The sequence below is a fragment of the Plantactinospora sp. DSM 117369 genome, from assembly GCF_053764795.1.
In genome coordinates this window covers 3,181,225-3,203,340 of sequence record NZ_CM132446.1, presented here as the reverse complement: position 1 = coordinate 3,203,340, position 22,116 = coordinate 3,181,225, and the positions used below count along the sequence as shown (strand labels likewise).

Sequence of the window (22,116 nt, the reverse complement as noted above, 5' to 3'; positions counted from 1 at the left end):
GCCGACCCGGAAAGACCACCCCATGGCATCTCTGGCATCCCCCCAGCCGTCCGGCGAACTGACCGGCTGGACCCGCTGGGCGAACAACCACCGCAAGTGGCTCTTCGCGGCACCGGCCATGACGTTCGTCGGTGCGCTGATCATCTTCCCGTTGGCCTGGACGATCTACCTCAGCCTCACCGACGCCGAGGGGTCGGTACGGGCCGAGTCCGAGTTCATCGGGTTCGCGAACTACCTCGAGGTGCTCTCGGACACCGACCGGTTCTGGCCCGCCGTGCTGCGTACGGTCGGCTTCACCGGGGTCGCGCTGACCTTCGAGATCGTCCTCGGCATGGCGGTCGCGCTGCTGCTGTGGCGGCCGTTCCGCGGTGAGCGGTGGGTCCGGGTGGCGATCCTGCTGCCGCTGGTCGCCACCCCGGTCGCGGTCGGCATGATGTGGCGGCTCATCTTCGACCCGAACATCGGGATGGCCAACCAGATCCTCGGCTGGGTCGGGATCGGCCCGCAGCCCTGGCTGGCCGGCCAGCACAGCGCGCTGCCGACCACCATCTTCATCGACATCTGGCAGTGGACCCCGATGGTGGTGCTGATCCTGCTGGCCGGGCTGACCTCGCTGTCCAACGAGCCGGACGAGGCGGCCCGGGTGGACGGGGCGAGCGCCTGGCAGCGGTTCCGGCACGTCACCCTGCCGCTGCTGATGCCGACGGTGATCGTGGCGATCCTGCTGCGCGGCATCGACGCGCTGAAGACCTTCGACATCCTGTACGCCACCAAGGGGCGTGGCGGCGGCTCGTTCCACGAGGTCGAGACGCTGAACGTGTACGCGTACGGGCTGAGCTTCGACTACAACGAGTACGGCATCTCGTCGACCGTGCTCATCATCTTCTTCCTGATCATCATCGGTTCGATGTGGGCGCTGACGTCCCGTCGCAAGAAGGGCGCACTCTGATGGCCCGCCGCAAGCGTCGTACCCCGTACCAGGTCTTCCGGGCGGTGGCCCTGGCCGTGGTGGTGGTCTCGCTGATCGCCCCGCTGCTCTGGATGGTCGCCGCCTCGTTCAAGACCAACGTCGACATCTACGACTCCAGCAAGGCGTTCGCGTTCACGCCGGTGCTGGACAACTACACCAAGGTCCTGGATCAGGCGAACTACCTCCAGTTCATCGGCAACAGCCTCTGGGTGGCGTTCGCGGCCACCGTGCTGTCGCTGATCCTGGGCGTGCCGGCCGCCTATGCCATGAGCCGGTTCAACATGAAGAAGTCGGCCCTGGTGGTGCTGATGGCCCGGGTCATCCCCGGCGTCTCGCTGCTGGTGCCGTGGTATTACGTCTTCTCCAACCTGCGGCTGGTCGGCGGCTTCACCGTGCTGATCCTCAGCCACATGTTCGTCTCGCTGCCGCTGGTGGTCTACATCCTGATGGGCTTCTTCGACGGCCTGCCGCTGGAGCTGGAGGAGTCGGCGCAGGTGGACGGGCTCACCCCGATCGGGGCGTTCCGGCGGATCACGCTGCCGCTCTCCGCGCCGGGCATCGCGACCGCCGGCATCCTGTCCTTCATCTTCTCCTGGAACAACTTCATGTTCGCCCTGGTGCTCTCCGGCGCCGACACCAAGACCCTGCCGGTGGCGATCTTCGACTTCGTCGGCTACGCGAGCATCGACTGGGGCGGCCTGATGGCCGCGTCCACGGTGGTCACCCTGCCGATCATGCTGATCGCGCTCTTCGTGCAGAAGTACGTCGTCTCCGGCCTCACCGCCGGGGCCACCAAGGGCTGAGGCGGGGAGTATGACAGCGAAGCAGAGGCGGGCGGCGTGACGAAGATCGAGCGGGTGGAGACCTTCCTCGTCCCGCCCCGGTGGCTCTTCGTCCGCATCGAGACCGCCGACGGCACCGTCGGGTGGGGCGAGGCGACCTGCGAGGGCCGGTCCGAGACGGTACGCACCGCCGTGCACCAGCTCAGCGAGCTGCTGATCGGCCAGGACGCGCTGCGGATCGAGGACCACTGGCAGGTGATGACCAAGGGGTCGTTCTACCGGGGCGGCCCGATCCTGGCCAGCGCGGTCTCCGGGCTCGACCAGGCGCTCTGGGACATCGCCGGCAAGCACTTCGACGCTCCGGTGCACCAGTTGCTCGGCGGCCCGGTCCGGGACCGGATCCGGGTGTACGGCTGGGTCGGTGGTGACGAGCCGGGCGAGGTCGCCGAGCACATCGCCGCGCAGGTGGCGGCGGGGCTGACCGCGGTCAAGATGAACGCGTCCGGCCGGATGGGCCCGGTCGCCTCGGTGGCCGAACTCGACGGGGTGGTCCGCCGGGTGGCCGCCGCCCGGGAGGTGCTCGGCGAGCACCGGGACGTCGCGGTCGACTTCCACGGCCGGTTCACCCTGGCCAACGCCCGCCGGGTCGCCCCGCTGCTGGAGCCGTTCCGGCCGTTCTTCCTGGAGGAGCCGGTCGTACCGGAGAACTCGCACCTGCTCGGCGAGTTCGTCCGGTCGACCAGCACCCCGGTCTCCACCGGAGAGCGGCTCTACAGCCGGCAGGAGTTCCTGCCGGCGCTCCAGGCCGGCATCGCGGTCGCCCAGCCGGACCTGTCGCATGCCGGCGGGATCACCGAGGTCCGTAAGATCGCCGCATTGGCCGAGGTGTACGACGTGCAGCTCGCCCCGCACTGCCCGCTCGGGCCGATCGCGCTGGCCGCCTGCCTCCAGGTCGGCTTCGCGACCCCGAACTACCTGATCCAGGAGCAGAGCATCGGGATCCACTACAACGCCGACGCCGAGGTGCTGGACTACCTGGTGGACCGGACGCCGTTCGGGTTCGCCGACGGGCACATCGCCCGGCTCACCGGTCCCGGTCTCGGCATCCAGCTCGACGAGAATGCGGTACGCCGGGCGGACCAGCGCGGGCACAGCTGGCGCGGGCCCGTCTGGCGGCACCCCGACGGCTCCTTCGCGGAGTGGTGAGCCGCCCCGTCGGCCCGCCGCTCCCGTCCACCACCCCAGCGCAGAAAGGCATGTCGTGAAGATCGTCGCCGCGGACGTGATCGTCTCCAGTCCGGACCGCAACTTCGTCACGCTGAAGATCACCACTGACGAGGGGATCACCGGGCTGGGCGACGGCACCCTGAACGGGCGGGAGCTCTCCGTCGCCTCCTACCTGGCCGACCACGTCGTACCGCTGCTGATCGGGCGGGACCCGCACCGGATCGAGGACACCTGGCAGTTCCTCTACCGCTCGGCGTACTGGCGGCGCGGGCCGGTCACCATGGCCGCGATCGCCGCCGTCGACGTGGCGCTCTGGGACATCTTGGCGAAGGCCGCCGGGATGCCGCTCTACCAGCTCCTCGGCGGGGCGTCCCGGACCGGGATCATGGCGTACGGGCACGCCTCCGGCCGGGACATCCCGGAGCTGTTCGACTCGATCCGGCACCACCTGGAACTCGGCTTCAGGTCGATCCGGGTGCAGACCGCGGTCCCCGGCATCAACGCGGTCTACGGGGTCGCCGCCCAGCCCAGCGTCGACGGCAAGCGCTACGACTACGAGCCGGCGCAGCGCATCCCGCTGCCGGCCGAGGAGGACTGGGACACCCGGGCCTACCTGCGGCACCTGCCGACGGTCTTCGAGGCGGTCCGCAACGAGTTCGGCCCGGAGCTGCCGCTGCTGCACGACGGTCACCACCGGATGACCCCGATCCAGGCCGCCAAGCTGGGCAAGGCGCTGGAGCCGTACGACCTGTTCTGGCTGGAGGACTGCACCCCGGCGGAGAACCAGGAGGCACTGCGGCTGGTCCGGCAGCACACCACCACCCCGCTGGCGATCGGCGAGGTCTTCAACACGGTCTGGGACTACCAGACGCTGATCCGCGAGCAGTTGATCGACTACGTCCGGTCGGCCGTCACGCACACCGGCGGGATCACCGCGATGCGCAAGCTGCTCGACTTCGCCGCGCAATACCAGATCAAGTCCGGGATTCACGGGCCGACCGACATCTCCCCGGTCGGGATGGCCGCCGCGCTCCACCTGGACCTGGCGATCCACAACTTCGGCATCCAGGAGTACATGCGGCACGGTCCGTTGACCGACGAGGTGTTCCGGCAGTCGTTCACCTTCACCGACGGATACCTGCACCCCGGTGAGCAACCCGGCCTGGGGGTGGAACTCGACGAGGAGGCGGCGGCCCGCTTCCCGTACCAGCCGGCGTACCTGCCGTTCAACCGGCTCAAGGACGGCACCGTCCATGACTGGTGACGGCGGCTCCGGCCCGTCGCACGGCGGCGGGCCGGTCCGGTCCACCCGGCACGTGGTGGTGATGGGCGTCTCCGGGTCGGGCAAGACCACCGTGGCCGAGGGGATCAGCGCGCTGACCGGGCTGACCTTCGCCGAGGCGGACGAGTTCCATCCCGAGTCCAATGTGGAGCTGATGCGGGCCGGGGTGCCGCTCGACGACGGGCACCGCTGGCCCTGGCTGCGCGAGCTCGCCGGCTGGATGGCCGAACGCGCCGCCGAGGGTGTCTCCACGGTGCTGGCCTGTTCGGCGCTGCGGCGCTCCTACCGGGACGTACTCCGGCAGGGGCCGCCGAGCGTCGACTTCGTCTTCCTGGACGGGTCGGCGGAGGTGATCCGGGAACGGATCTCCCGGCGGGCCGGGCACTACATGCCGGCCAGCCTGCTCGACTCGCAGATCGCCACGCTGGAACGGCCGGGACCGGACGAGCGGGTCCTCACCCTCGACGTCGCCGCGACGCCGGAGGAACTGGTCGAGGCCGCGGTCGAGGGCCTCGACCTGCCCCGCCGGGCCGGTCGCCCGAGCGGCTGACCAACCACGCCACGCCCGACCGAGGCCGGGCGTGGTCAGTAACCCCAGGTGGGGTGCTGGTAGGGGTCGGGGTCGGTGACCCAGCCGGCGACCAGCACCAGGCCGCTGCCCCGGTGCACGGCGAGGAAGCCGAACGGCCGGTCGAAGGTTGCCCGTACCCGGCGCTTCCGGCTGGTCGGCTGCGGTGGCACCGAGCCGGCCCTCATCCCGACGGCGGTGACGGCGGCCGCCTTGAAGCCCTGCGGACCGAACGTCGCCACCGCGCTCTGCTGGGCCGCCGAGACCGCCAGCGGCTCCGGGCTGATGCCCGGGAAGTGGCCCCGGCCGGAGTCCGTGGCGCTACGCAGCCCGAACAACTCGGCGTGCTCCAGCAGGTCGTGGTCGCCCGCGACGGTGAACCGGACGGTGGAGACCCACAGCTCGGGCTGGTCGTCGAGGGCGGTCACCACCTCCTCGGTGACCCCCGGGCCGGCGGTGACGGCGAGCGACGGGCCGGGCCGGAGCGCGGTGACCGCGGCCGGCAGCACCTGTGCCGCCGTCCGGTCCGGCCCGCCGAGCACGAGCACCACGTCGACGTCCTCGCTGCCGCGTACGGTCAGCAACGTCACCGGCCCGGCCTCGGTGTCGGCGACCCGCAGCACGGCCAGGTCCCGGGTGCTCCGGTGCAGGCCGGTGAGGTCGCGGTCCTGCCACGGGCCGGCCTGCGGCCGGATCCAGCCCTCCGCGAACGGTTCCGCCCAGGTGGTCAGCACCAGCAGGGCGCTGGCGAGCAGGAGTCGGGTCTCCTGGCTGACCCGCACCGGCATCGCCGGGATCAGTCCGTCGGTGTGCCGGGCCGCCCAGCCGTCCAGGACCGGCTGGTCGGTGCCGGGGTCGCCGGTGAGCTGCCCGCGCATCGACTCCGGCACGGCGGCGAGCCACCGGTCGGTCAACGGCAGGTCGTGGCGGGACCAGACGGCCATCGCCAGCGAGGTGGTCGGCGAGCCGGTGAGGGCGTACCGGGCCGGGGTGCCGGCGACGGCGTGCAGCTCCGCCCGGGCCGGGCCGTCGGCGTACGGCGCGAGCAGGGCCAGCAGCGGATAGACGCCCGCGCCGGAGAAGACCGTCTGCCGGCCGTCCAGCCGGGCTGCCCAGCGCGCGGTGAGCGCGTTCGCCGCCTCGGTACTCATCCCGGCACCCCGCCGCGCCCACTCGTCGCTGTCTCTTCGGTGCGATGCCTCATCCGACCCATCCTCCGGTCTTCGTGCCTGTGCCGTGCGGCCGGGTTACGTCCAACCCGCCCGTCGATCGTTCGCGTTGGTAGGAGAAGGTAGCGGTCGGGACGGCGGGGAGTGGGACGGCAGCTCGATGGCGAGCGACGAGACGCGCAGACTGCTGCGCCATCCCGAGGCACCGAAGCGGGCCACCCTGCTGGAACTGCTGCTCGACGTGATCTACGTCGCGGCACTCGCCCTGCTCTCGATGCGGCTGACCGAGCAGGTGACCTGGACCGCCGCGGCAGAGGTACTGGTGCTGCTGATGGCGGTCTGGTGGATCTGGTCCATCACCGCCCTGCTCACCGACTTCTACAACCCGGAGGAGCCCAAGATCCAGGTGATCGTCGCCTGGGCGATGCTCGGCAGCGTCGTGATGACCGCGAGCATCCCGCTGGCGTTCTCGGCGCTCGGCTGGCTCTTCGCCGGGATGTACGTCGCGATCCACCTGGTCCGCGGCTTCGTGCTGATAGCCGTCCTCCGCAGGCATCAGGCCCAGATCCGGGCGGCCCGGTTCCTCTTCTGGTTCGTGCTCTCCGGGGCGCTCTGGCTGGCCGGCGCCTTCCTGCCGGCCTCGACCCGCCTCGCGCTCTGGGCCGTCGCCCTGCTGATCGACGCCGTCGGCGGCGCGCTGCGCTATCCGACACCGTGGCTCGGCCGGGTCCCGCTGGACCAGTACGACAAGGCGAGCGAGCACCTCGGCGAGCGTTACCAGCAGTTCGTCATCCTGGCGCTCGGCGACATCATCCTGGTGCCGCTGCTGCTCAGCGGCCGGAGCGGGCCCAACGCCGGACGGATGGGCATCCTGCTGCTGGCGTTCGTCACCATGCTGCTGCTCTGGCAGATCTACGTCTACCGGGCGGGAGTGCTCCTCCAGGTGGCGATCGACAAGGGGCCGCGCCGGGCCACCCGGTGGGCGCCGTACACCCACCTGTGCATGGTGGCCGGCATCGTCGCCACCGCCACCGGATTCGAGCTGCTGACCGGCCAGTCCCGCACCCGGGCCGGGCTCGGCGTGGTCGCCGTGATCGTCGGCGGACCCACCCTGTTCCTGATCGGCCGCACCGTCTTCGAGTACGAGCTGTTCGGCACGTTCTCCTGGTCCCGGCTGGTCTGGTTGGTGGTGCTGGTCGGCACGGCACCGGCGTTCCTGCCGCTGGCCCCGGTCGCGGTGGCCGGCTTCACCGGCGCTGTCCTGGTCGGCGTGGCCCTCTCCGACGCCGCCCGGTCGAGGAGCTGGCGCTGGCCGGGTCGCAGGTCCACCCGGTCCTGATCCTGCGAGGTGCGCCGGGTCGCTACGCTGCCGCAGCAGCCGGATCGATCTGGGAGGCGCCATGTTCGGGGTCGTACGGCCGTGCCGGCACCGGATGTGTGGAAAGCTGCACACCGCCTGGCTCGGCCACCTCTGCGGGCTCTGCCTGACCCTGCGGGACGAACACGGGCACCGGGCCCGGCTGGCCACCAACTACGACGGCCTGCTGATCTCCGTACTCCTGGAGGCGCAGCGCGCGGCACCTGCCCCGTACCGTCCGGCGGCGCCGTGCGCACTGCGCGGCTTCCAGCGTGCCTCGGTGCTCTCCTCGGCCGATCCCGGCGCCCGGCTGGCCGCCGCCGTATCGCTGGTCCTCGCCGCCGGGAAGACCCGCGACCACGTCGCCGACCGGGACGGCGCGTTGCGGGTCCCCGCTCTCGCCGGGGTCGCCGGCCGACTGGCCGACGGGTGGGCCGAGGCCGGTGCCCGGACCGGCAGCGGGGTGGGCTTCGACACCGGCGTGCTCTTCGCCGCGCTGGCCCGGCAGGCCGAACTGGAGTCGAGGGTCGTCCCGGGTGTGCCGGTGCTGGTCGCCACCGAGCCGACCGAGACCGCCGTGGCGGCCGCCTTCGCGCACACCGCGACGCTGGCCGGCCGGCCGGGCAACGCCGCCGGGCTGGCCGAGGTGGGCCGGTACTTCGGCCGGATCGCACACCTGCTCGACGCGGTCGAGGACCACGCCGACGACGCCGTGCGGGGCGCGTTCAACCCGCTGCGGGCCAGCGGCACCGACCTGGCGCAGGCGCGCCGGTTGTGCGAGGACGCGCACCACGGCCTGCGGCTGGCCCTGGCCGACCTGGAGCTGCGGGACCGGAGGCTGGTCCGGGCACTGCTCGACCGCGAGGTCGCCGACGCCATCGAGCGGACCTTCGCGTTGGCGGGCGCGCCGGCGGGCCGTCCCGGCGCCGACCACGGGTTGCCGCTCGTCCCGCACGGCCGGTCGGCACAGCCGGCGGGACATCCGGTCGGGCGCCCGGCGCCGAGGCCGGACGGCTGCGGCGCACCGCTGGTGAGAGGGGGCGCCTGCGTGCTCACCACCTGCACCTGCGGGCTGTGGCAGCCGCGCTGGAGCAAGCACCGCCGCAGCAACTGCGGCGACCGGTGCTGGTGCACGAGGCACTGCGACTGCGGCAGTTGCAGCAATTGCGGCAGTTGCTGCGACTGCTGCGACTGCTGTTGAGCCGGGGAGCTGAGGTCGGGGCCGCACCGGGGTCCCGGCGCCGGTGCGGACCCGACCGGTCGGACGGGCCGGAGCGGCTCAGCCCACGCTGATCGCCCCGGTGCCGGAGCGGACGCAGGCCACGGCCCGGTTCGGGGTGGCCGCCGCACCGGCGAGGCACTGCCCGAGCACCGCGTGCCCGGCCGCGTTCGGGTGCCAGGACTCCTGGCAGGTCTGGAAGTACGTGACGCAGGCGTTGGCGATCCGCTGGATGGCGATCTTGTCGTAGCCGGAGAGGCTGGTCACCGGGACCCCGGTCGGGCCGTCCTGCAACCGGATCGGGGTGGCGAGCGCACCGGTCGGGCTGGACCCGGTCTCGCAGAGCCGGGCGCCGTCGAAGGCCCGCTGCACGTTCAGATAGACCAGGTCGTCGCCGGGGAACTCGGCCCGCATGGTGCCGTGCACCGACTGGACCAGGGTGCCGAGACCGGTGGAGAAGAGATGCCCGGCGGCCAGGCTGGCCCGGTGCACGGGACAGCCGGCCGCGTACCGCTCGGCGCCCAGGGCCCGGAACTTGTCCCGGCTGTCGTCCCGGCTGTCCTCCTCGTGGAACCGCGACTCGAAGTCGAACGGCAACGGGTTGGTGTAGTCCTGGAAGACGATCCGGTGCTGCCCGTCGGCGTCGACCTGGTCCAGCGTGGCCAGCAGGTGCCGGACCGCGTTGGTGGTCTCGGCGGTCGCCGCCGCGAACTCGGCCGGGGTGCCGAGGTCGTCGCCGGCACACGGCGCCTGCTCGACCGGCCCGCCGAGGTACGCCCAGAACTCCCACCAGCCGGTCCAGGCGTCCGCGATGAACCGGTTGGCGCAGTCCGAGGCGACGTCGCCGAAGGTGAACGAGCTGTTGTTGGAGCCGAGGCCGAGCAGCACCAGGTCGATGTCGTGGGTCTGCGCCACCGCCCGGAGCTGGTCGAGCTGCGCCGCCACCGTACGCCCCTTGGTGCGGCCGGCGGAGGCGTTGGCGATGTCGTACGGCTGGCCGCCCGAGCAGGCGAGGTTGAACCGGGCCGAGATGCCGGGCAGGTTCGCCTGGTGCAGCGAGGCGTTCGCGGACCGGTGGCAGAAGAAGGCGTTGCTGTTCGGCGCGGACCAGCCGGGGAAGCTCTGCGGGGTACCGTTCACGTCCACCACCGGCTGGTAGCCGCCGGCCCCCTCGCCGCTGACGAAACTGTCCCCGAGCGCGACCGCGGCCGTGGGCAGCGCCGCCGTGGCCGTACCCGGTGCGGTGGCGATGCCCGACAGCGTGCCGGTCGCGGCGAGCGTGAACGCCAGCGCCGCGGCGAACGCGGGTCGACGGAACCCGAACATCTCCGACCCCCAAAGGTCTGATCGACATATCGAAGCTTCTTCGCGTCCGGGCATCAGATCACGCACCCGGACAGGGGTCAACGAATGGCACGGATCCCGGCCGGCGACCGCCGGACGGCTGCCCGGCAGGCGTGCAGGACGTCCGGCCGCAGCAGGTGCCCGAAGCCGGCCCGGTCCAGGCGGAGCACCAACCCGGCCCGATCGGTGCCGAGCGCGGCGGCGGTGGCGTCCAGCTCCCAGTCGTACGCGGCGAGCCGGCCGAGCAGGTGCCCCCGACGGGCCTGCGCGGCGGAGAGCCGGAAGGACTTCAGGTACGCCAGCCGGCCGTCGGCGTCGGTGATGGTCTCGCCGACGTGGTTCTCCCGGTCCGGGTGGAACGGCGGCAGGAACCGGGAGAGCGTGAACCGGCCCATCCGGTACACCGACTCGACCGTGCGGTGCTGCGCACCGAAGAGCCCGTCGGCCATCAGGTGGCGCACCTCCTCCCAGGCGGCCCGGCCGCGCGCCAGCTCGGCCCGGAGGTCGGCCACGCTGTGCACCCGGGACTCGTCCAGCCGGGCCGGGAACTCGGGTACCGCCGGATAGAGCTGCGCGTACTGGTGGACCAGTTCGCCGTAGAGGTCGCCCAGCAGCGTGGGGTGCAGGGCACGGTAGTCCTCGGGATGCGGCACCACCAGGGCGGCGGCGAGCGCGTCCGCGACGTAGAGCAGCATGCCGCACTGGTCGGGGTGGATCTCGAAGATCCGCAGCGCGTCGCCGAGGCCGGGGATCTCGGTGCCGGCGTACGCGGCCTCGACCCGGGGCGACAGGCCACGGGTGACGGCCCGGCGGGTCCACTCCTGCCAGGCGATCGGCGGCCCGCCGAACTGGAGGGCGAGATAGCCCTCCAGGGCCAGGTGCAGCGGCAGGAAGCGCAGCCGGCGCCTCTCCTCGCGCCGGGCCATCCGGCGGTGGAAGTGCAGCCCGATGCCCCGGGGCGGGCCGCCCGCCGCCGGGTCGACCAACTGGGTGCCGTACGCGGCGGCCGGGCTGCCGTCGTCGGTCCAGGTCGCCACGAAGGCGTGCGGGATGTAGGCGACGTACCCGGTGCGCGGGCCCACGGCCACCACCGACAGCTCGTCCGGGTCGTGCAGCCGGGGGTGCAGCCGCAGCTCGGTGAGGGGTTCGGCGCGCAGCAGCGGTTGCAGCCGGACGGCGCCCCAGACCTGGTCCGGGCCGGCGTGCAGGCCGGTCAACTCCAGCTCGTGCCGCTCCGGCCGGACTACGCGGGCACCACCACCGCTCCCCTGTGCCACGCTCACCCCGCCGCCTCCTTCCCGTCCACTGTGGTCACACTGACTGCCCGGCGAGGAACTGGTCGACCCGGTCGTCGAGGTGCCGGCGCAGGTCGGCGAAGCTCGCCGTACCGGTGGCGAAGCGGGCGAGTTCGACCAGTGCGGCGGCGTCCTCGGCGTCGCGTACCCCGACGGTCGCCACCCCGGGCGCGAGCCGGCGCACGTCGAAGACGTCACTGTCGTACACCGGATTCAGGTGCACGACGGAGGTCCGCCGCTCCGGGTCGAGCCGGGTACGCCAGATCCGCAGCACCTCCGCCGCCTGGCCGGGCGGCGCGTTGTCCCAGCCGTCCGAGACCACCACCAGTCGGTCCGGTCGGTGCGCCAGCCCGTCCAGCAGCCGCTCCCCCAGCCCGGTCGGTCCGGTCGCCCGGACCAGCAGCGGGTCGTCCCGATGGTGCAGCCAGAGTCCGGTGTAGTCGGCGGCGAGCACGTCGAGCAGATAGTGGGTGGCCAGCGCCACCGCCAGCGGCCGGCGTCGCTTGACACCGGAGCCGGACGACGAGTAGCTGTCGTCCAGCACCGCCACCACCCGACCCCAGCTTCCGGCCTGCCGGCCGGCGGCACGACGGGCGGCGGCGTGCAACGCCTCGGTCAGTTCGGCGCGCCGTGCGACCCGCTCGACCCGGGGCAGCGACAGCACGTAACTCGCGAGCCGGGTCAGCGGGGCCCGGGACAGCTCCATCCGGACCGCCTCGACGCCGAGCCGGCGGGCCGAGGACTGGAGCCGGAGCCGCTCGGCACCGGTCAGCTTCGGGGCGATGCCGGTCAGGAACCGGGCCCGCCCGACGCCGTGCAGCGTGGCCAGCCCCTCGGCGGCGGTGTACGGCAGCCCGTAGAGCGCCCGCTGCTCGTAGTGTGCCCGGCGCCAGGTCTCCAGGATCGGCGTCTCGTACCGCTTCGGACGGCGCCAGTCGAAGAGCACCGTGCCCAACTCCCCGGGCAGCGCCAGATGCGCGTGCCGGGCGGCGACGGCGAGTCCACGCCGGTACTTGACCGCGTCGAGCGCCGGATCGGGCCGGGCCGCCAGCCAGTCCCGGACGATCGCCCGGGTACGCCGGTTGTTCACGCCCAGCCGGCGCAGCTCCCCGAACACCCGGTAGGCCCGCTGCGGCGGCAGCAGCCGCAACCGGGCCGCGATCAGCCGCCCCTCCACCGCCCGGCGGGCCGGGTCGGCGAGCCGTGCCGTACGGAGCAGGTTCGTCACCACCAGCGCGGCGTTGAAGTCGTTGACGTCCAGCGCCAGGGTCGCGGCGTACAGGTCGCGGTAGTTGCCGAGCACGTAGTCGTGCAGGAACGACAGCGACATCCGCTGCTCGGCGGCCTCCGAACGGAACTCGCGCTGCCCGGTCGAGGTGACCGCCGCGTTGACGAACATGACCACGTCCTCGCACGCGACCCGGTCCGACAGCGACAGCACGGCGACCTCCATCCGGCAGGTAAGGGGAAGCCGGCCGGGGAATGAGGGCACGAACTGCGAATCATCGCTGCAGAGGCGGGTTCCGGAAGTCGCACCTGAGTCCCGCGGCCGGCCGGGTCACCGTACCCGGTGCCGCGGTGCGCGGGCGAGACGATTAGCCCCGCGCGGCCGGCCCGGCGTACCGGTCAACGGGGGTGTTTCGCACCCGCTCGGGCGGGAATGCGACCGTCGGCAGCGCCGTTACACCGCCCGGAGAGCCGGCCGCACGGGTACGACCGGCAACCGGTGAAGGAGGACGACATGGCGACGGCCGTGGAATTCGGTCTGGACAGCTTCGGCGACGTGACCGCCGACGCCGAGGGCAACCCGGTGCCGTACGCCCAGGTGATCCGCAACGTGGTCGAGGAGGCCGTCCTGGCCGACCGGCTCGGCGTCGACGCCTTCGGGCTCGGCGAGCACCACCGGGACGACTACGCGGTTTCGGCCCCCGAGATCGTGCTGGCCGCGATCGCCGCCCGGACCGAGCGGATCCGGCTCGGCACCGCGGTCACGGTGCTCAGCTCCGACGATCCGGTACGCGTCTACGAGCGGTTCGCCACCCTCGACGCGCTCGCCCGGGGCCGGGCGGAGATCACCCTCGGTCGTGGCTCGTTCACCGAGTCGTTCCCGCTCTTCGGATACGACCTGACCGACTACGACCGGCTCTTCGAGGAGAAGACCGAGCTGATGTCGCAGCTCCTCACCGAGGACGCGGTGAGCTGGCAGGGCACCGTACGCGCGTCGCTTACGAAGCAGCACGTCTATCCGAAGACGGAGTCGGGCCGGATCCGTACCTGGATCGGTGTCGGCGGCAGCCCGGAGTCGGTGGTCCGGGCCGCCCGGTACGGCTTCCCGCTGGTGCTGGCCGTGATCGGCGGCGACCCGGCCCGGTTCGCTCCGTACGTGCAGCTCTACCACCGCGCGCTCGCCGAGTTCGGCCGGGAGCCGCTGCCGGTCGCGGTGCACGCGCCCGGCTTCGTCGGCGAGACCGACCAGGAGGCGGCGGACCTGCTCTGGCCGCACGTCCGGGTGCTGTTCAACCGGATCGGCGCCGAACGCGGCTGGCCGCCGATGACCCGGAGCCGCTTCGACGCCGACATCGCCGGCGGCGCCTGGCACGTCGGCTCGGCCGAGACCGTGGCCCGCAAGATCGCCCGAACGGTGCAGGTCCTCGGGGTGCAGCGCTTCGACCTGAAGTACTCGGCCGGCACGTTGCCGCACGAGCGCCTGATGGGGACGATCGAGCGGTACGGCACCCAGGTTGTCCCCCGGGTCCGGGAACTCCTCGCCGCGGACGGCCGCCCGGCGTCCTGACCCGGGCACCCCAGTGATGCCTCGATGCCTCCGCCGCCGGGGCGACCGCAGGACGGGATCCGGCTGTCCACCGGCCGGTGGCGACCGGCGCTCCAGTTGCCCCGGCCGGACGGCTGATGTGCGGGCTTGACGGCATCTTGCAACATCAACTTGACGACCGCCGCCGGGCGGTGGCGCAGCCGCGCGAACGGAAGGTGATGACCCGTGGGCCGGGGTCCGCTGCCGACTCACCCCGTCCGGTATCCGCCCCGACCCCGACCGGCGCGGACCCGACACCGTCCGGGCGGTGCCGCGACGACAGTGGACGAGCGGCCCGGCCCGGGCCGGCGATGAGCCTCGCCGACCTGGCCGTCGAGGCCGGCCTTCCGGTGGTCAGCCTCGCCCTCTGGAGCGCCGCCTACGGGATCGCCCGGCTGGCCACTCGGCCCCGGGGCACCACACCCGCCGCGCCGACGGCGGAGCCGCCCGGTCCGGAGTCACCGGCCGTGGTCAGCCTGCTGGCGAACCGGTGGCGGATCACCCCGGACGCCGCCCGCGCCACCCTGCTCGACCTCGCCGCGCGGGGACATCTCGCACTCCGGCAGAGCGGTCCGGATCCGGCCGGGACGACGGTGCATCCCACCGGCCGTCCCGCCGACGACCTCAACCGCTACGAACGGCTGGTGCTGTCCCGGGTGGTCGAACGGGCGGTCGACGGCGTGGTCCCGCTGACCGCGCTCGGCCTGCACGACGAGCAGCGGACGAAGTCGTGGACGAAGTCGTTCCGGCGGCTGGTCGTCGCGGACGCCCGGCGCCTCGGCCTCTCCCGCCGGCGGTTTCCGGCCACCCTGGTCACCGCGCTGGTGGCCGCCGGCTGCGGCGCCGCGCTGGGGGTGGCGGCGGGCGCCTGGCACTACCTGGTCCGCACCGGAGGGCTGGAGAACGAGGACGGGGACGGCGTCTTCGGCGCCATCGCGCTGCTCGTGGTCACCGCGACCGTGCTGGGCGGCATCGTCCGGCGGGACCACGGCGAGCGGGACACGCCCGCCGGCCGTAGCGCCGCCGCGCGCTGGGCCGGGTTGCGCGCGTGGCTGGGTGGGCAGGCCGGGTTCGCCGACCTGCCGCCGTCGGCCGTCGCCACCTGGGGCCGCCGGCTCGGGTACGGCACCGCGTTCGGGCTCACCCGGGTCGTCGCCGGGGTGGTCCAACTCGGACTGGCCAACCGTGACCTGCTCCGGTCCTCGTACGGCGGGACCTGGCGGCAGATCCGGGTCAGCTATCCGAGCGGCCGCCTCCGGTACGGGCAGTCGCTGGGCTGGATCACCTTCCGGGCGATTCTCGCCGCCCTGGTCGGCGGTACGTTCACCGGCGTACTCGGCTCGCTCTGGCTGGGCAGCGCCGAGCCGGGGGCGGCCGAGGGCCCCCTGGACGCGGTCGGCGAACTCTGGGTGCGGCTCTCCAGCGACCCGATCACGCTCGGTTTCCTGCTGACCGGGCTCGTCGCGCTCGGCTACGCCGGCTATCTCGCCCTGCGGGTGCTGATCGACCTGGTGGCGCCCGGCAGCGTCACCGGCGAGGTGCTCTGGCAGCAGGTCTGGCAGCGGAAGGTCGTGGAGGGCAGCGCCCGGGAGTACGTACCGGTGAACCACTACCTGGTGATCGACGACGGCCGGTCCGACCGGACCCGGGCCTGGGTGCTGCCGGAGGAGATCTCCGGCCAGTGCCGGCTGGGCGAGGTGGTGACCGCGCGGGTCCGGCCGTGGACCCGCCGGGTACGGGGAGTCACCGTCCACCGGCCGGCCCGGTCCGCACCGGGTGGCACCGCCGCCGCCGACCGGTTCGGGCCCGATCCCGGAGTCGATGACGGCGACCGGATCGGGTCCGACGGACTGCTCAGTGCCGAGGAGATCGGCTGGGCGCTGGGCCGGCCGGTCAGGTCCGCATCGACGGCGGGATATCCGGACGACCGGCCGTGGTCCGCCGAGTTCACCGATCTGCACGGCCGGCCGGCGCTGACCGTCACCGTCGCCCGGGGCAGGTCCGGTCGGGTGTTGCTGACCCTGGTCCGGGCGGTCGGCCGGCCGCTGGCCGGAACCGGCGACGAGGCGTACCTCGGTGCCGATCGGCTGGTCGGTCGCCGGGGCGACGTGGTGGTGCTGCTCCAGCCCGGCCGGGACGTCGCGCCGGACCGGTTGACCGGGCTGCTGGATACCGCACTGTCCCGGGCGTCGGCCCGGCAGACCGACTCGGCCTGACCCGCCCGGCCTGACCCGCCCGGCCTGACCCGCCCGGCCTGACCCGCCCGGCCTGACCGGGAGCGCCCGGGCCGGACTCGGGACGCCGGGCCGGTCAGCTCCGGCCGACCACCCCGGTCGCTGCCAGGTAGTCGCCGATCGAGGCCGGCGGGACGAGAGCGACCCGGCACCAGTCGACGAGCAGCAGGTCGGCCTCGCGCATCGACCGCTCCAGCGCGGCGACCAGCTCCGGCTGTGGTTCCGCCGCCGGTCCCGGCTCGGCGTGCACGGCCAGTACGGCGAGCGAGTCGCCGTCGGCGAGCCCGTACAGCAGCACCCGCCCGACGGAGACCGCGAACGAGCTGGGCACGATCCCCGGCTGCCCACGGAAGCCGATACCGCCCCGGCTCCGGGCGCCGGGCGGCAGCAGGCTCAGCAGCCGGCTCCGGGACACCGTCCCGGACAGCGGCCGGACCGGCTGGCTGCGGATGTGGATGCCCTGGAAGCCGTAGATCCGACCCTGCTCGTCGCGGCGGGCGTGCTGCTCGAAGCTCTGGCGTACCGCCCGCAACTCGGTCTGGACCTCGTCACCGAGATCGGCGCTGACCAACTCCACCTGCCGCCAGTCGTCCTCGTGCAGTTCGAGGCGGTCGGCACCGGCCGGTGCCCCGGCGACCGCCGGCAGGGCGGCGCAGAGCGTAGGCAGCGAATAGAGGATGCCGCCGGGCGGGACCGACTCGATCCGGCGCAGCGTCAGGGTGAGGGTCCCGGTCGCGCCGAACTGTGCCGACGTCGGCGGCTCGGCCCGTTCGACCGACCAGGTGGCGCCGGCCAGTTCCAGCGTGGTCGCCGCCTGGAAGCTCTCCGGCAGTTGTCCGAGCGGCAGTTCGCTGTGACCGATCTGGGCTCCGGTGTCGGCATCGAGGAAGGCGACCCGCACCAGCTTTTTCAACATGGCGGGGACCCTATCCGTACGCCGATCATGCTCCGGCCGGTGCCCCTCGGCCCCGCCCCGCCGGCGCCGATCGTCCGGTCCGTCCGAAGCGATGGTTCACGCCGTCGTCGCGCAAAGCCGACCGGAACCGCTCGCGGACCGCGGCGGAGACCTGCTCGTTGCCCCGTACCCAGCCACGTCTACCGTGCGTTGATGCGGATCAGCGAGGAGGCGGAACCGTCAACCGACGAAGACACCCGCTCGGATAGCCGTGGAAACTCCTCGCTGGCCCAGGCGCGTGACGTGCTGGGGCTGCGTGCGTTCCGCCGGCTGTGGGTCGTGACGGGACTGTGCAGTACCGCGGACTGGCTGGCTCTGGCCGGGCTCGCCGCGCTGGCCAGCACCCTGGCCACCAGCGCAGCGGGGCTGAACTTCGCGTTCAGCGGCGTCCTGTTCGCCAATCTGCTGCCCGGCCTGCTGTTCGCGCCGATCGCCGGGCTGATCGCGGACCGGTTCGATCGACGTACCGTGATGGCCGCCGCCGACCTCGTCCGCTGCGCACTACTGCTGTCGATCGCGGTCGTGAACACCTACTGGTGGATCCTCGCGGGCGGCTTTCTCGTCCAGATCGCCACGACCATGTGGATTCCGGCCAAGGACGCCGCACTGCCCCGACTGCTCCGTCGACCGGACCAGGTCGCGTCAGCGGCCCAACTGGGCCTGGTCATGACATACGGCATCACCATCGTGGTCGCCGGCGCCCTGTACACCCTGATCACCGGTGCCGGAACCGTCTTCGGCCTGCCCACCGAGGTCATCGCCATGAACGGCCTGACCCGGCTCGCGATCGTCCTCGCCGCACTGCTCTACCTGGCCAGCGCGGCATCGATCACCGCCCTCGTGCCTGAGCTCTCCGGGCGGTTCGCCCAGGCGACGCCGCCGACCCCCGACGCCTCCACCCCCGTGGCCGCCACCGCACCCGGCCCGGGAGTGGCCGGGATGCTGCGCGACAGTGTCAGCTACCTGCGGCGTACCCCCCTCGTCCGTGGTTTGTTGGTTGGCATGGCGGGCGCGCTCGCCGCCGGTGGCGCTGTCGTCGGCTCGGCTCAGCCGTACGCCCTGAGCCTGCTCGGCGGCCAGGCCGCCTTCGGGCTGTTGCTACTTGCCGCCTTTCTCGGGCTGGTCATCGGCATCGTCGCCACGCCCAGACTGGCGGGCCGGATGACGCACGAGCGACTGTTCGGCATCGCCGTCGTCGCCGCCGGAAGCATGCTCGTCCTGTTGGCGCTCTCCCCGCACCTGGCCGTCTCGCTACCGACCGTGGTGGTAGTGGGTGCCTGCGCCGGCACCGCGTTCCTGGCTGGTGTCACGATCATCGGCTCCCGCGTCGATGACGCGATACGCGGTCGGGTCAACGCGCTCTACCAGTCGCTGCTGAAGGTCGTCCTGGGGTGCTCCGTGGCCCTGTCACCGCTGCTGGTGACCCTGATCGGGCAACGCCAGGTCCTCCTGTGGGGCAACGATCTCCTCATCGACGCCACCCGGCCGGTGATCCTCGGCGGCGGCCTACTGGCCGTGGTGGCCGGCACGATCGCCTACCGCCAGATGCGCGACGACGCCCGTCGACCCGTCGCGTGTCGTCCGGGTGTGAGCGACGCGGCGCGCCGGTAACGGCCGCGCGACGCGGGCAGGCGGAACAGCGGCAACTGCTCCTGATCACCATGCCCACGGCCGAGGGTGCGCCAGCCGCGGCCGGTGGCTGGAGGTACTCCGACTGGTCGGACCCCGGTACCCGGGCCCGGACGGTCCTGAATAGCGGACACCATTGCTCTCTCGTTGAACAAACGTGTCAGACTCGGTGGCTGCCACCAGCCTGCGGCATAGCATGGCGGCGGACGAGGACGGCGAAGGAGACCGGCAGATGGTTTCGATCGAGGGGACCGACGGAGCCCCGGGCGGAGCGGACGACCGCGTGCACGCCCTGGTCGCCGAGTGCGGCCGGCGGGCCCGGGCCGGGTCGGCCGGGTTGACCGAGGCACCGGACTCGGTGATCGACTCTGCACTGACGGCGATGGCCGACCGCCTGGTCGCGGCCGAGAGCGAGATCCTCGCCGCCAACCAGCGGGACGTCGAGACGGCCAGGTCCGCCGGGATGAGCCCGGCGCTACAGGACCGGCTCCGGCTCGACGCGGCCCGGCTGAAGGGAATGGCCGACCAGTTGCGGCTGCTCGCCGAGGCGCCGTTCCCGGCCCGGGAAACGCCGTTGCGGTCGCTGCCGGGCGGGTTGCGGCTCTCCGAGCGCCGCCGGCCGGTCGGGGTGATCGGGGCGAACTTCGAGGCCCGGCCGAACGTGACCGTCGACGTGGCCTCCCAACTCGTGAAGTCCCGCAACGCGGGCGTGCTGCGTACCGGGTCCGCCGCACTCACCTCGGCGAACGCGCTCCACCAGCACGTCATCGCCGCCGGGCTGCGCGACGTCGGCCTCGATCCGGACGCGATCCAACTGCTGCCGGACGCGAGCCGGGCGAGCGCGGTGGCCCTGGTCCGGCAGACCGACCTGATTCCGCTGGTGATCCTCCGGGGCAGTGGTGACGCCACCCGCTCGCTCGGCGCCGAGGCGGCCCGGCACGGCGTCCGTACGCTGGCGCACGCCGACGGCGGCGGGGTGCTCTACGTCGATGCGGCCGCCGACCTCGACCGGGCGACCGAGCTGCTGGTCACCGGCCTGGACCGGCTCGGCGTCTGCAACCGGGTCAACCTGCTGCTGGTGCACCGGGACGTCGCCGGAGCGGCACTGCCCCGCTTCGAGGCGGCCCTGACAGAGCTGGGCGTCCGCGCCTCGCTGCCGCCGTACGACCACCCGGTCGGCTACGAGTGGGCCCTGGACAGCGGCCGGGAGGCGACCGTGACCATCGCCGAGGTGACCGACCTGGCCGAGGCGGTGACGATCGCCAACACCGAGACCTCGGGGCTCGCCGCGACGATCGTGACCGAGGACCGGGCCGCGGCCGAGCGGTTCATCGCCTCCGCCGTCGGCACCGGGGTCTTCTGGAACGCCTCGACCCGGCTGCTGGACGGCTTCAAGCTGCACGGCGTACCGGAGACCGGGATCAACGTGGACCACGTGCCGGGCCCGCGCGGCCCGGTCACCTTCCAGGATCTCTACCTGCGGCAGTACGTGGTCGTACCGGAGGACGCACCCGGCGTCCCCGGCTGACCCGCCGGCCCGACGCGGGCCGTGTCGACAGCGCGGCGCGAGCCGTTTCCTCAGAGCAGTCCGTGCCGGACCGCCCAGACCACGGCGGAGATCGGCGCCGGCACGCCGAGGCGGTCGCAGATCGCCCGGGTACGCCGCCGGACGGTCCGCTCCGACATCTCCAGCCGGCGGGCGACCGCGTCGACCGGAAGCCCCTGAGCGAGCAGTCGCAGCAGGGCCAGTTCCTCGTCGTCCAGTGGATGGCGTTGCACGATCGGTACGGTCACGGCGCCACTCCCTCCTCACCGCGCGGTGTTGCCCGTTCCTGCTCCGATCCGCGCTCCGGCCGGACGCCGCTCCGACCGGGGCGTCGCGCCTCCCGGCACCCGCGCCTCGGTCCCGGGGCCGGACGCGGGTCCTGGCGCCGCATCCCGGTCCCGCGGCGCATGCGGGGCTCCGGCACCGCACGGGTTCCGGTGGTGCCGAAGCCCGGGACCGCCACCGGACCGGTCGGCGGGTGGACCCGCCGGTGGCCGGTGGCGGTGCCGGGACGGCGGTGCGGCTAGAAGTTGAACTGGTCGATGTTGGAGGCGTCGAAGACGGTCGGCGGGCCAAGCACCACGACGCCGTCGGCACCGACGGTGTACTCACCCAGCTTGCCGGCGGTGAACTTGTCACCCTCCTTGCCGGTGATCATGCCGGAGGCGAGGGCGGCACCGGCGTACGCGGCCAGGTAGCCGAGGTCGGCCGGGTTCCAGAGCGCGAAGTTCTTCACCGTGCCGTTCTTGACGAACTCGCGCATCTGGTTCGGGGTACCCAGCCCGGTCAGCGCCACCTTGCCCTTGTACTGCGAGCCGGAGAGGTAGCGGGCGGCCGCCGCGACACCGACGGTGGTCGGCGAGATGATGCCCTTCAGGTCGGGATGGGCGGAGAGCAGGCCCTGGGTCTCCTGGAACGACTTCTCGTCCTTGTCGTCGCCGTAGACCGTCGTCACCAACTGGACCCCGCTGTATTCCGGCTTCTTCAGCTCGGTCTTCATCAGCTCGATCCAGGCGTTCTGGTTGGTCGCGTTCGCGGTCGCCGAGAGGATCGCGATCTTGCCCTGCCCGCCGATCGCGTCGGAGATCAGCTTCACCTGGTTCTCCGCGATGCCCTGCGCGGTCACCTGGTTGACGAAGAGGTCCCGGCAGTCCTTGTTGGTGTCGGAGTCGAAGGTGACCACCTTCGCGCCACCCTGCCGGGCCTGGTTGACCGCCCCGCAGATCGCGTTCGGGTCGTTCGCCGACACCACGATCACGTCGCTGCCCTGCTGGGTCAGCGTGTTGAGGTAGCTGACCTGCGAGGACGCGCTCGCCTCGGAGGGACCGACCTCCTTGTACTCGCCCTTGAACTCCTCCACCGCCGCCTTTCCACCGTTGTCCGACACGGTGAAGTACGGGTTGTTCACCTGCTTGGGCAGGAAGGCGACGCTCAGCCCCTCCTTGATGGAGCCGCCGCCACCGGCGGAGGAACCGCCGGACGGGGTGCCCTCGTCGTCGCTCGCGCAGCCCGCGCTGAGCATCAATGCCGCCAGGGTGGCCACGGCGGCGCCCATCCGTACGCCTCTGGATCGCATGACGGTCATCAGCAGCCGCCCGAGAAACCCCTGGCTTCAGCCATGGGGAGGAATGGGCGGTCAGGTGTGGTGTTGCTGGTTGTCGGCATGGTGTCGGCTCCTCTGTGTGGGCGGAACTGTCGGATGTGGCTGGGATGCTTGCGGGTGTGGG

General features: G+C 72.6%; 18 protein-coding genes. 11 read left to right on the top strand and 7 right to left on the bottom strand.

From position 1 onward, the window contains the following. Window positions 1-22 precede the first annotated feature (22 nt). The 5 genes from ACSMXO_RS14170 to ACSMXO_RS14150 are packed head-to-tail and all read left to right on the top strand — an operon-like array spanning window position 23 to window position 4,811. Window positions 23-949 (top strand): carbohydrate ABC transporter permease, encoded by a 927-nt coding sequence (locus ACSMXO_RS14170; protein WP_346257611.1) that lies wholly within the window; start codon window positions 23-25, stop codon window positions 947-949. Continuing rightward, window positions 949-1,773 (top strand): carbohydrate ABC transporter permease, encoded by an 825-nt coding sequence (locus tag ACSMXO_RS14165; protein ID WP_455418087.1) that lies wholly within the window; start codon window positions 949-951, stop codon window positions 1,771-1,773. The genes ACSMXO_RS14170 and ACSMXO_RS14165 overlap by 1 nt, the downstream gene beginning before the upstream one ends. A gap of 36 nt (window positions 1,774-1,809) precedes the next feature. Beyond that, window positions 1,810-2,958, top strand: coding sequence for a galactonate dehydratase (gene dgoD / locus ACSMXO_RS14160; RefSeq protein WP_455418086.1), 1,149 nt, complete (start codon window positions 1,810-1,812; stop codon window positions 2,956-2,958). A 55-nt stretch (window positions 2,959-3,013) separates the two neighbouring features. Then, entirely contained in the window at window positions 3,014-4,243 is a 1,230-nt protein-coding gene (gene manD, locus ACSMXO_RS14155) for a D-mannonate dehydratase ManD (RefSeq protein WP_346257614.1), read from the top strand. Next, window positions 4,233-4,811 carry a gluconokinase gene (locus ACSMXO_RS14150; RefSeq protein WP_455418085.1) on the top strand — a complete coding sequence of 193 codons (579 nt, stop codon included), beginning with the start codon at window positions 4,233-4,235 and terminating at the stop codon, window positions 4,809-4,811. The genes manD and ACSMXO_RS14150 overlap by 11 nt, the downstream gene beginning before the upstream one ends. 35 nt (window positions 4,812-4,846) lie before the next feature. On the opposite strand, the gene ACSMXO_RS14145 is transcribed toward ACSMXO_RS14150, so the two are convergent. Continuing rightward, window positions 4,847-5,980: a serpin family protein gene (locus ACSMXO_RS14145; protein WP_455418084.1), complete on the bottom strand. Its 1,134-nt coding sequence runs from the start codon at window positions 5,978-5,980 to the stop codon at window positions 4,847-4,849. A 178-nt stretch (window positions 5,981-6,158) separates the two neighbouring features. On the opposite strand from ACSMXO_RS14145, the gene ACSMXO_RS14140 reads away from it, so the two are divergent. Beyond that, complete coding sequence (locus ACSMXO_RS14140) at window positions 6,159-7,337, top strand: low temperature requirement protein A (RefSeq protein WP_455418083.1); 1,179 nt, start codon at window positions 6,159-6,161, stop codon at window positions 7,335-7,337. 61 nt (window positions 7,338-7,398) lie between these two features. Next, window positions 7,399-8,556 (top strand): DUF5685 family protein, encoded by a 1,158-nt coding sequence (locus ACSMXO_RS14135; protein WP_455418082.1) that lies wholly within the window; start codon window positions 7,399-7,401, stop codon window positions 8,554-8,556. Between the two features lie 78 nt (window positions 8,557-8,634). Here ACSMXO_RS14135 and ACSMXO_RS14130 read toward each other — a convergent pair whose 3' ends face one another. The 3 genes from ACSMXO_RS14130 to ACSMXO_RS14120 all read right to left on the bottom strand — a co-directional run bounded on the left by ACSMXO_RS14130 (window position 8,635) and on the right by ACSMXO_RS14120 (window position 12,654). Next, the gene (locus ACSMXO_RS14130) at window positions 8,635-9,900 is read right to left on the bottom strand and encodes an SGNH/GDSL hydrolase family protein (protein WP_346257619.1); all 1,266 of its coding nucleotides are present in this window, start codon (window positions 9,898-9,900) and stop codon (window positions 8,635-8,637) included. Between the two features lie 77 nt (window positions 9,901-9,977). After that, window positions 9,978-11,201 carry an ARPP-2 domain-containing protein gene (locus ACSMXO_RS14125; protein ID WP_455418081.1) on the bottom strand — a complete coding sequence of 408 codons (1,224 nt, stop codon included), beginning with the start codon at window positions 11,199-11,201 and terminating at the stop codon, window positions 9,978-9,980. 28 nt (window positions 11,202-11,229) lie between these two features. Continuing rightward, window positions 11,230-12,654, bottom strand: a complete 1,425-nt coding sequence (locus ACSMXO_RS14120; protein WP_455418080.1) for a hypothetical protein — start codon at window positions 12,652-12,654, stop codon at window positions 11,230-11,232. A 300-nt stretch (window positions 12,655-12,954) separates the two neighbouring features. Here ACSMXO_RS14120 and ACSMXO_RS14115 point away from each other — a divergent pair, with 300 nt between their 5' ends. Together ACSMXO_RS14115 and ACSMXO_RS14110 are read left to right on the top strand one after the other, a co-directional pair. After that, the gene (locus ACSMXO_RS14115) at window positions 12,955-14,007 is read left to right on the top strand and encodes an LLM class flavin-dependent oxidoreductase (protein ID WP_346257621.1); all 1,053 of its coding nucleotides are present in this window, start codon (window positions 12,955-12,957) and stop codon (window positions 14,005-14,007) included. A 329-nt stretch (window positions 14,008-14,336) separates the two neighbouring features. Next, window positions 14,337-16,241, top strand: a complete 1,905-nt coding sequence (locus ACSMXO_RS14110; RefSeq protein WP_455418079.1) for a DUF2207 family protein — start codon at window positions 14,337-14,339, stop codon at window positions 16,239-16,241. 94 nt (window positions 16,242-16,335) lie between these two features. On the opposite strand, the gene ACSMXO_RS14105 is transcribed toward ACSMXO_RS14110, so the two are convergent. After that, window positions 16,336-17,175, bottom strand: coding sequence for a hypothetical protein (locus ACSMXO_RS14105; protein WP_455418078.1), 840 nt, complete (start codon window positions 17,173-17,175; stop codon window positions 16,336-16,338). 192 nt (window positions 17,176-17,367) lie between these two features. On the opposite strand from ACSMXO_RS14105, the gene ACSMXO_RS14100 reads away from it, so the two are divergent. Further along, window positions 17,368-18,825 (top strand): MFS transporter, encoded by a 1,458-nt coding sequence (locus tag ACSMXO_RS14100; protein WP_455418077.1) that lies wholly within the window; start codon window positions 17,368-17,370, stop codon window positions 18,823-18,825. Between the two features lie 250 nt (window positions 18,826-19,075). Beyond that, window positions 19,076-20,371, top strand: coding sequence for an aldehyde dehydrogenase family protein (locus ACSMXO_RS14095; RefSeq protein ID WP_455418076.1), 1,296 nt, complete (start codon window positions 19,076-19,078; stop codon window positions 20,369-20,371). A 50-nt stretch (window positions 20,372-20,421) separates the two neighbouring features. On the opposite strand, the gene ACSMXO_RS14090 is transcribed toward ACSMXO_RS14095, so the two are convergent. Continuing rightward, complete coding sequence (locus tag ACSMXO_RS14090) at window positions 20,422-20,637, bottom strand: helix-turn-helix domain-containing protein (RefSeq protein WP_199853049.1); 216 nt, start codon at window positions 20,635-20,637, stop codon at window positions 20,422-20,424. Window positions 20,638-20,912: 275 nt separating this feature from the next. Further along, window positions 20,913-21,965 (bottom strand): rhamnose ABC transporter substrate-binding protein, encoded by a 1,053-nt coding sequence (gene rhaS, locus ACSMXO_RS14085; RefSeq protein ID WP_455418075.1) that lies wholly within the window; start codon window positions 21,963-21,965, stop codon window positions 20,913-20,915. Window positions 21,966-22,116: the final 151 nt, after the last annotated feature.

Coding starts and splice junctions, on each gene's coding strand:
- ACSMXO_RS14140 (WP_455418083.1), top strand. CDS start 6,159: ATGGCGAGCGACGAGACGCGCAGACTGCTGCGCCATCCCGAGGCACCG.
- ACSMXO_RS14100 (WP_455418077.1), top strand. CDS start 17,368: ATGCGGATCAGCGAGGAGGCGGAACCGTCAACCGACGAAGACACCCGC.
- ACSMXO_RS14165 (WP_455418087.1), top strand. CDS start 949: ATGGCCCGCCGCAAGCGTCGTACCCCGTACCAGGTCTTCCGGGCGGTG.
- ACSMXO_RS14170 (WP_346257611.1), top strand. CDS start 23: ATGGCATCTCTGGCATCCCCCCAGCCGTCCGGCGAACTGACCGGCTGG.
- ACSMXO_RS14105 (WP_455418078.1), bottom strand. CDS start 17,175: ATGTTGAAAAAGCTGGTGCGGGTCGCCTTCCTCGATGCCGACACCGGA.
- ACSMXO_RS14095 (WP_455418076.1), top strand. CDS start 19,076: ATGGTTTCGATCGAGGGGACCGACGGAGCCCCGGGCGGAGCGGACGAC.
- ACSMXO_RS14150 (WP_455418085.1), top strand. CDS start 4,233: ATGACTGGTGACGGCGGCTCCGGCCCGTCGCACGGCGGCGGGCCGGTC.
- ACSMXO_RS14110 (WP_455418079.1), top strand. CDS start 14,337: ATGAGCCTCGCCGACCTGGCCGTCGAGGCCGGCCTTCCGGTGGTCAGC.
- ACSMXO_RS14145 (WP_455418084.1), bottom strand. CDS start 5,980: ATGAGTACCGAGGCGGCGAACGCGCTCACCGCGCGCTGGGCAGCCCGG.
- rhaS (WP_455418075.1), bottom strand. CDS start 21,965: ATGCGATCCAGAGGCGTACGGATGGGCGCCGCCGTGGCCACCCTGGCG.
- ACSMXO_RS14135 (WP_455418082.1), top strand. CDS start 7,399: ATGTTCGGGGTCGTACGGCCGTGCCGGCACCGGATGTGTGGAAAGCTG.
- ACSMXO_RS14115 (WP_346257621.1), top strand. CDS start 12,955: ATGGCGACGGCCGTGGAATTCGGTCTGGACAGCTTCGGCGACGTGACC.
- ACSMXO_RS14130 (WP_346257619.1), bottom strand. CDS start 9,900: ATGTTCGGGTTCCGTCGACCCGCGTTCGCCGCGGCGCTGGCGTTCACG.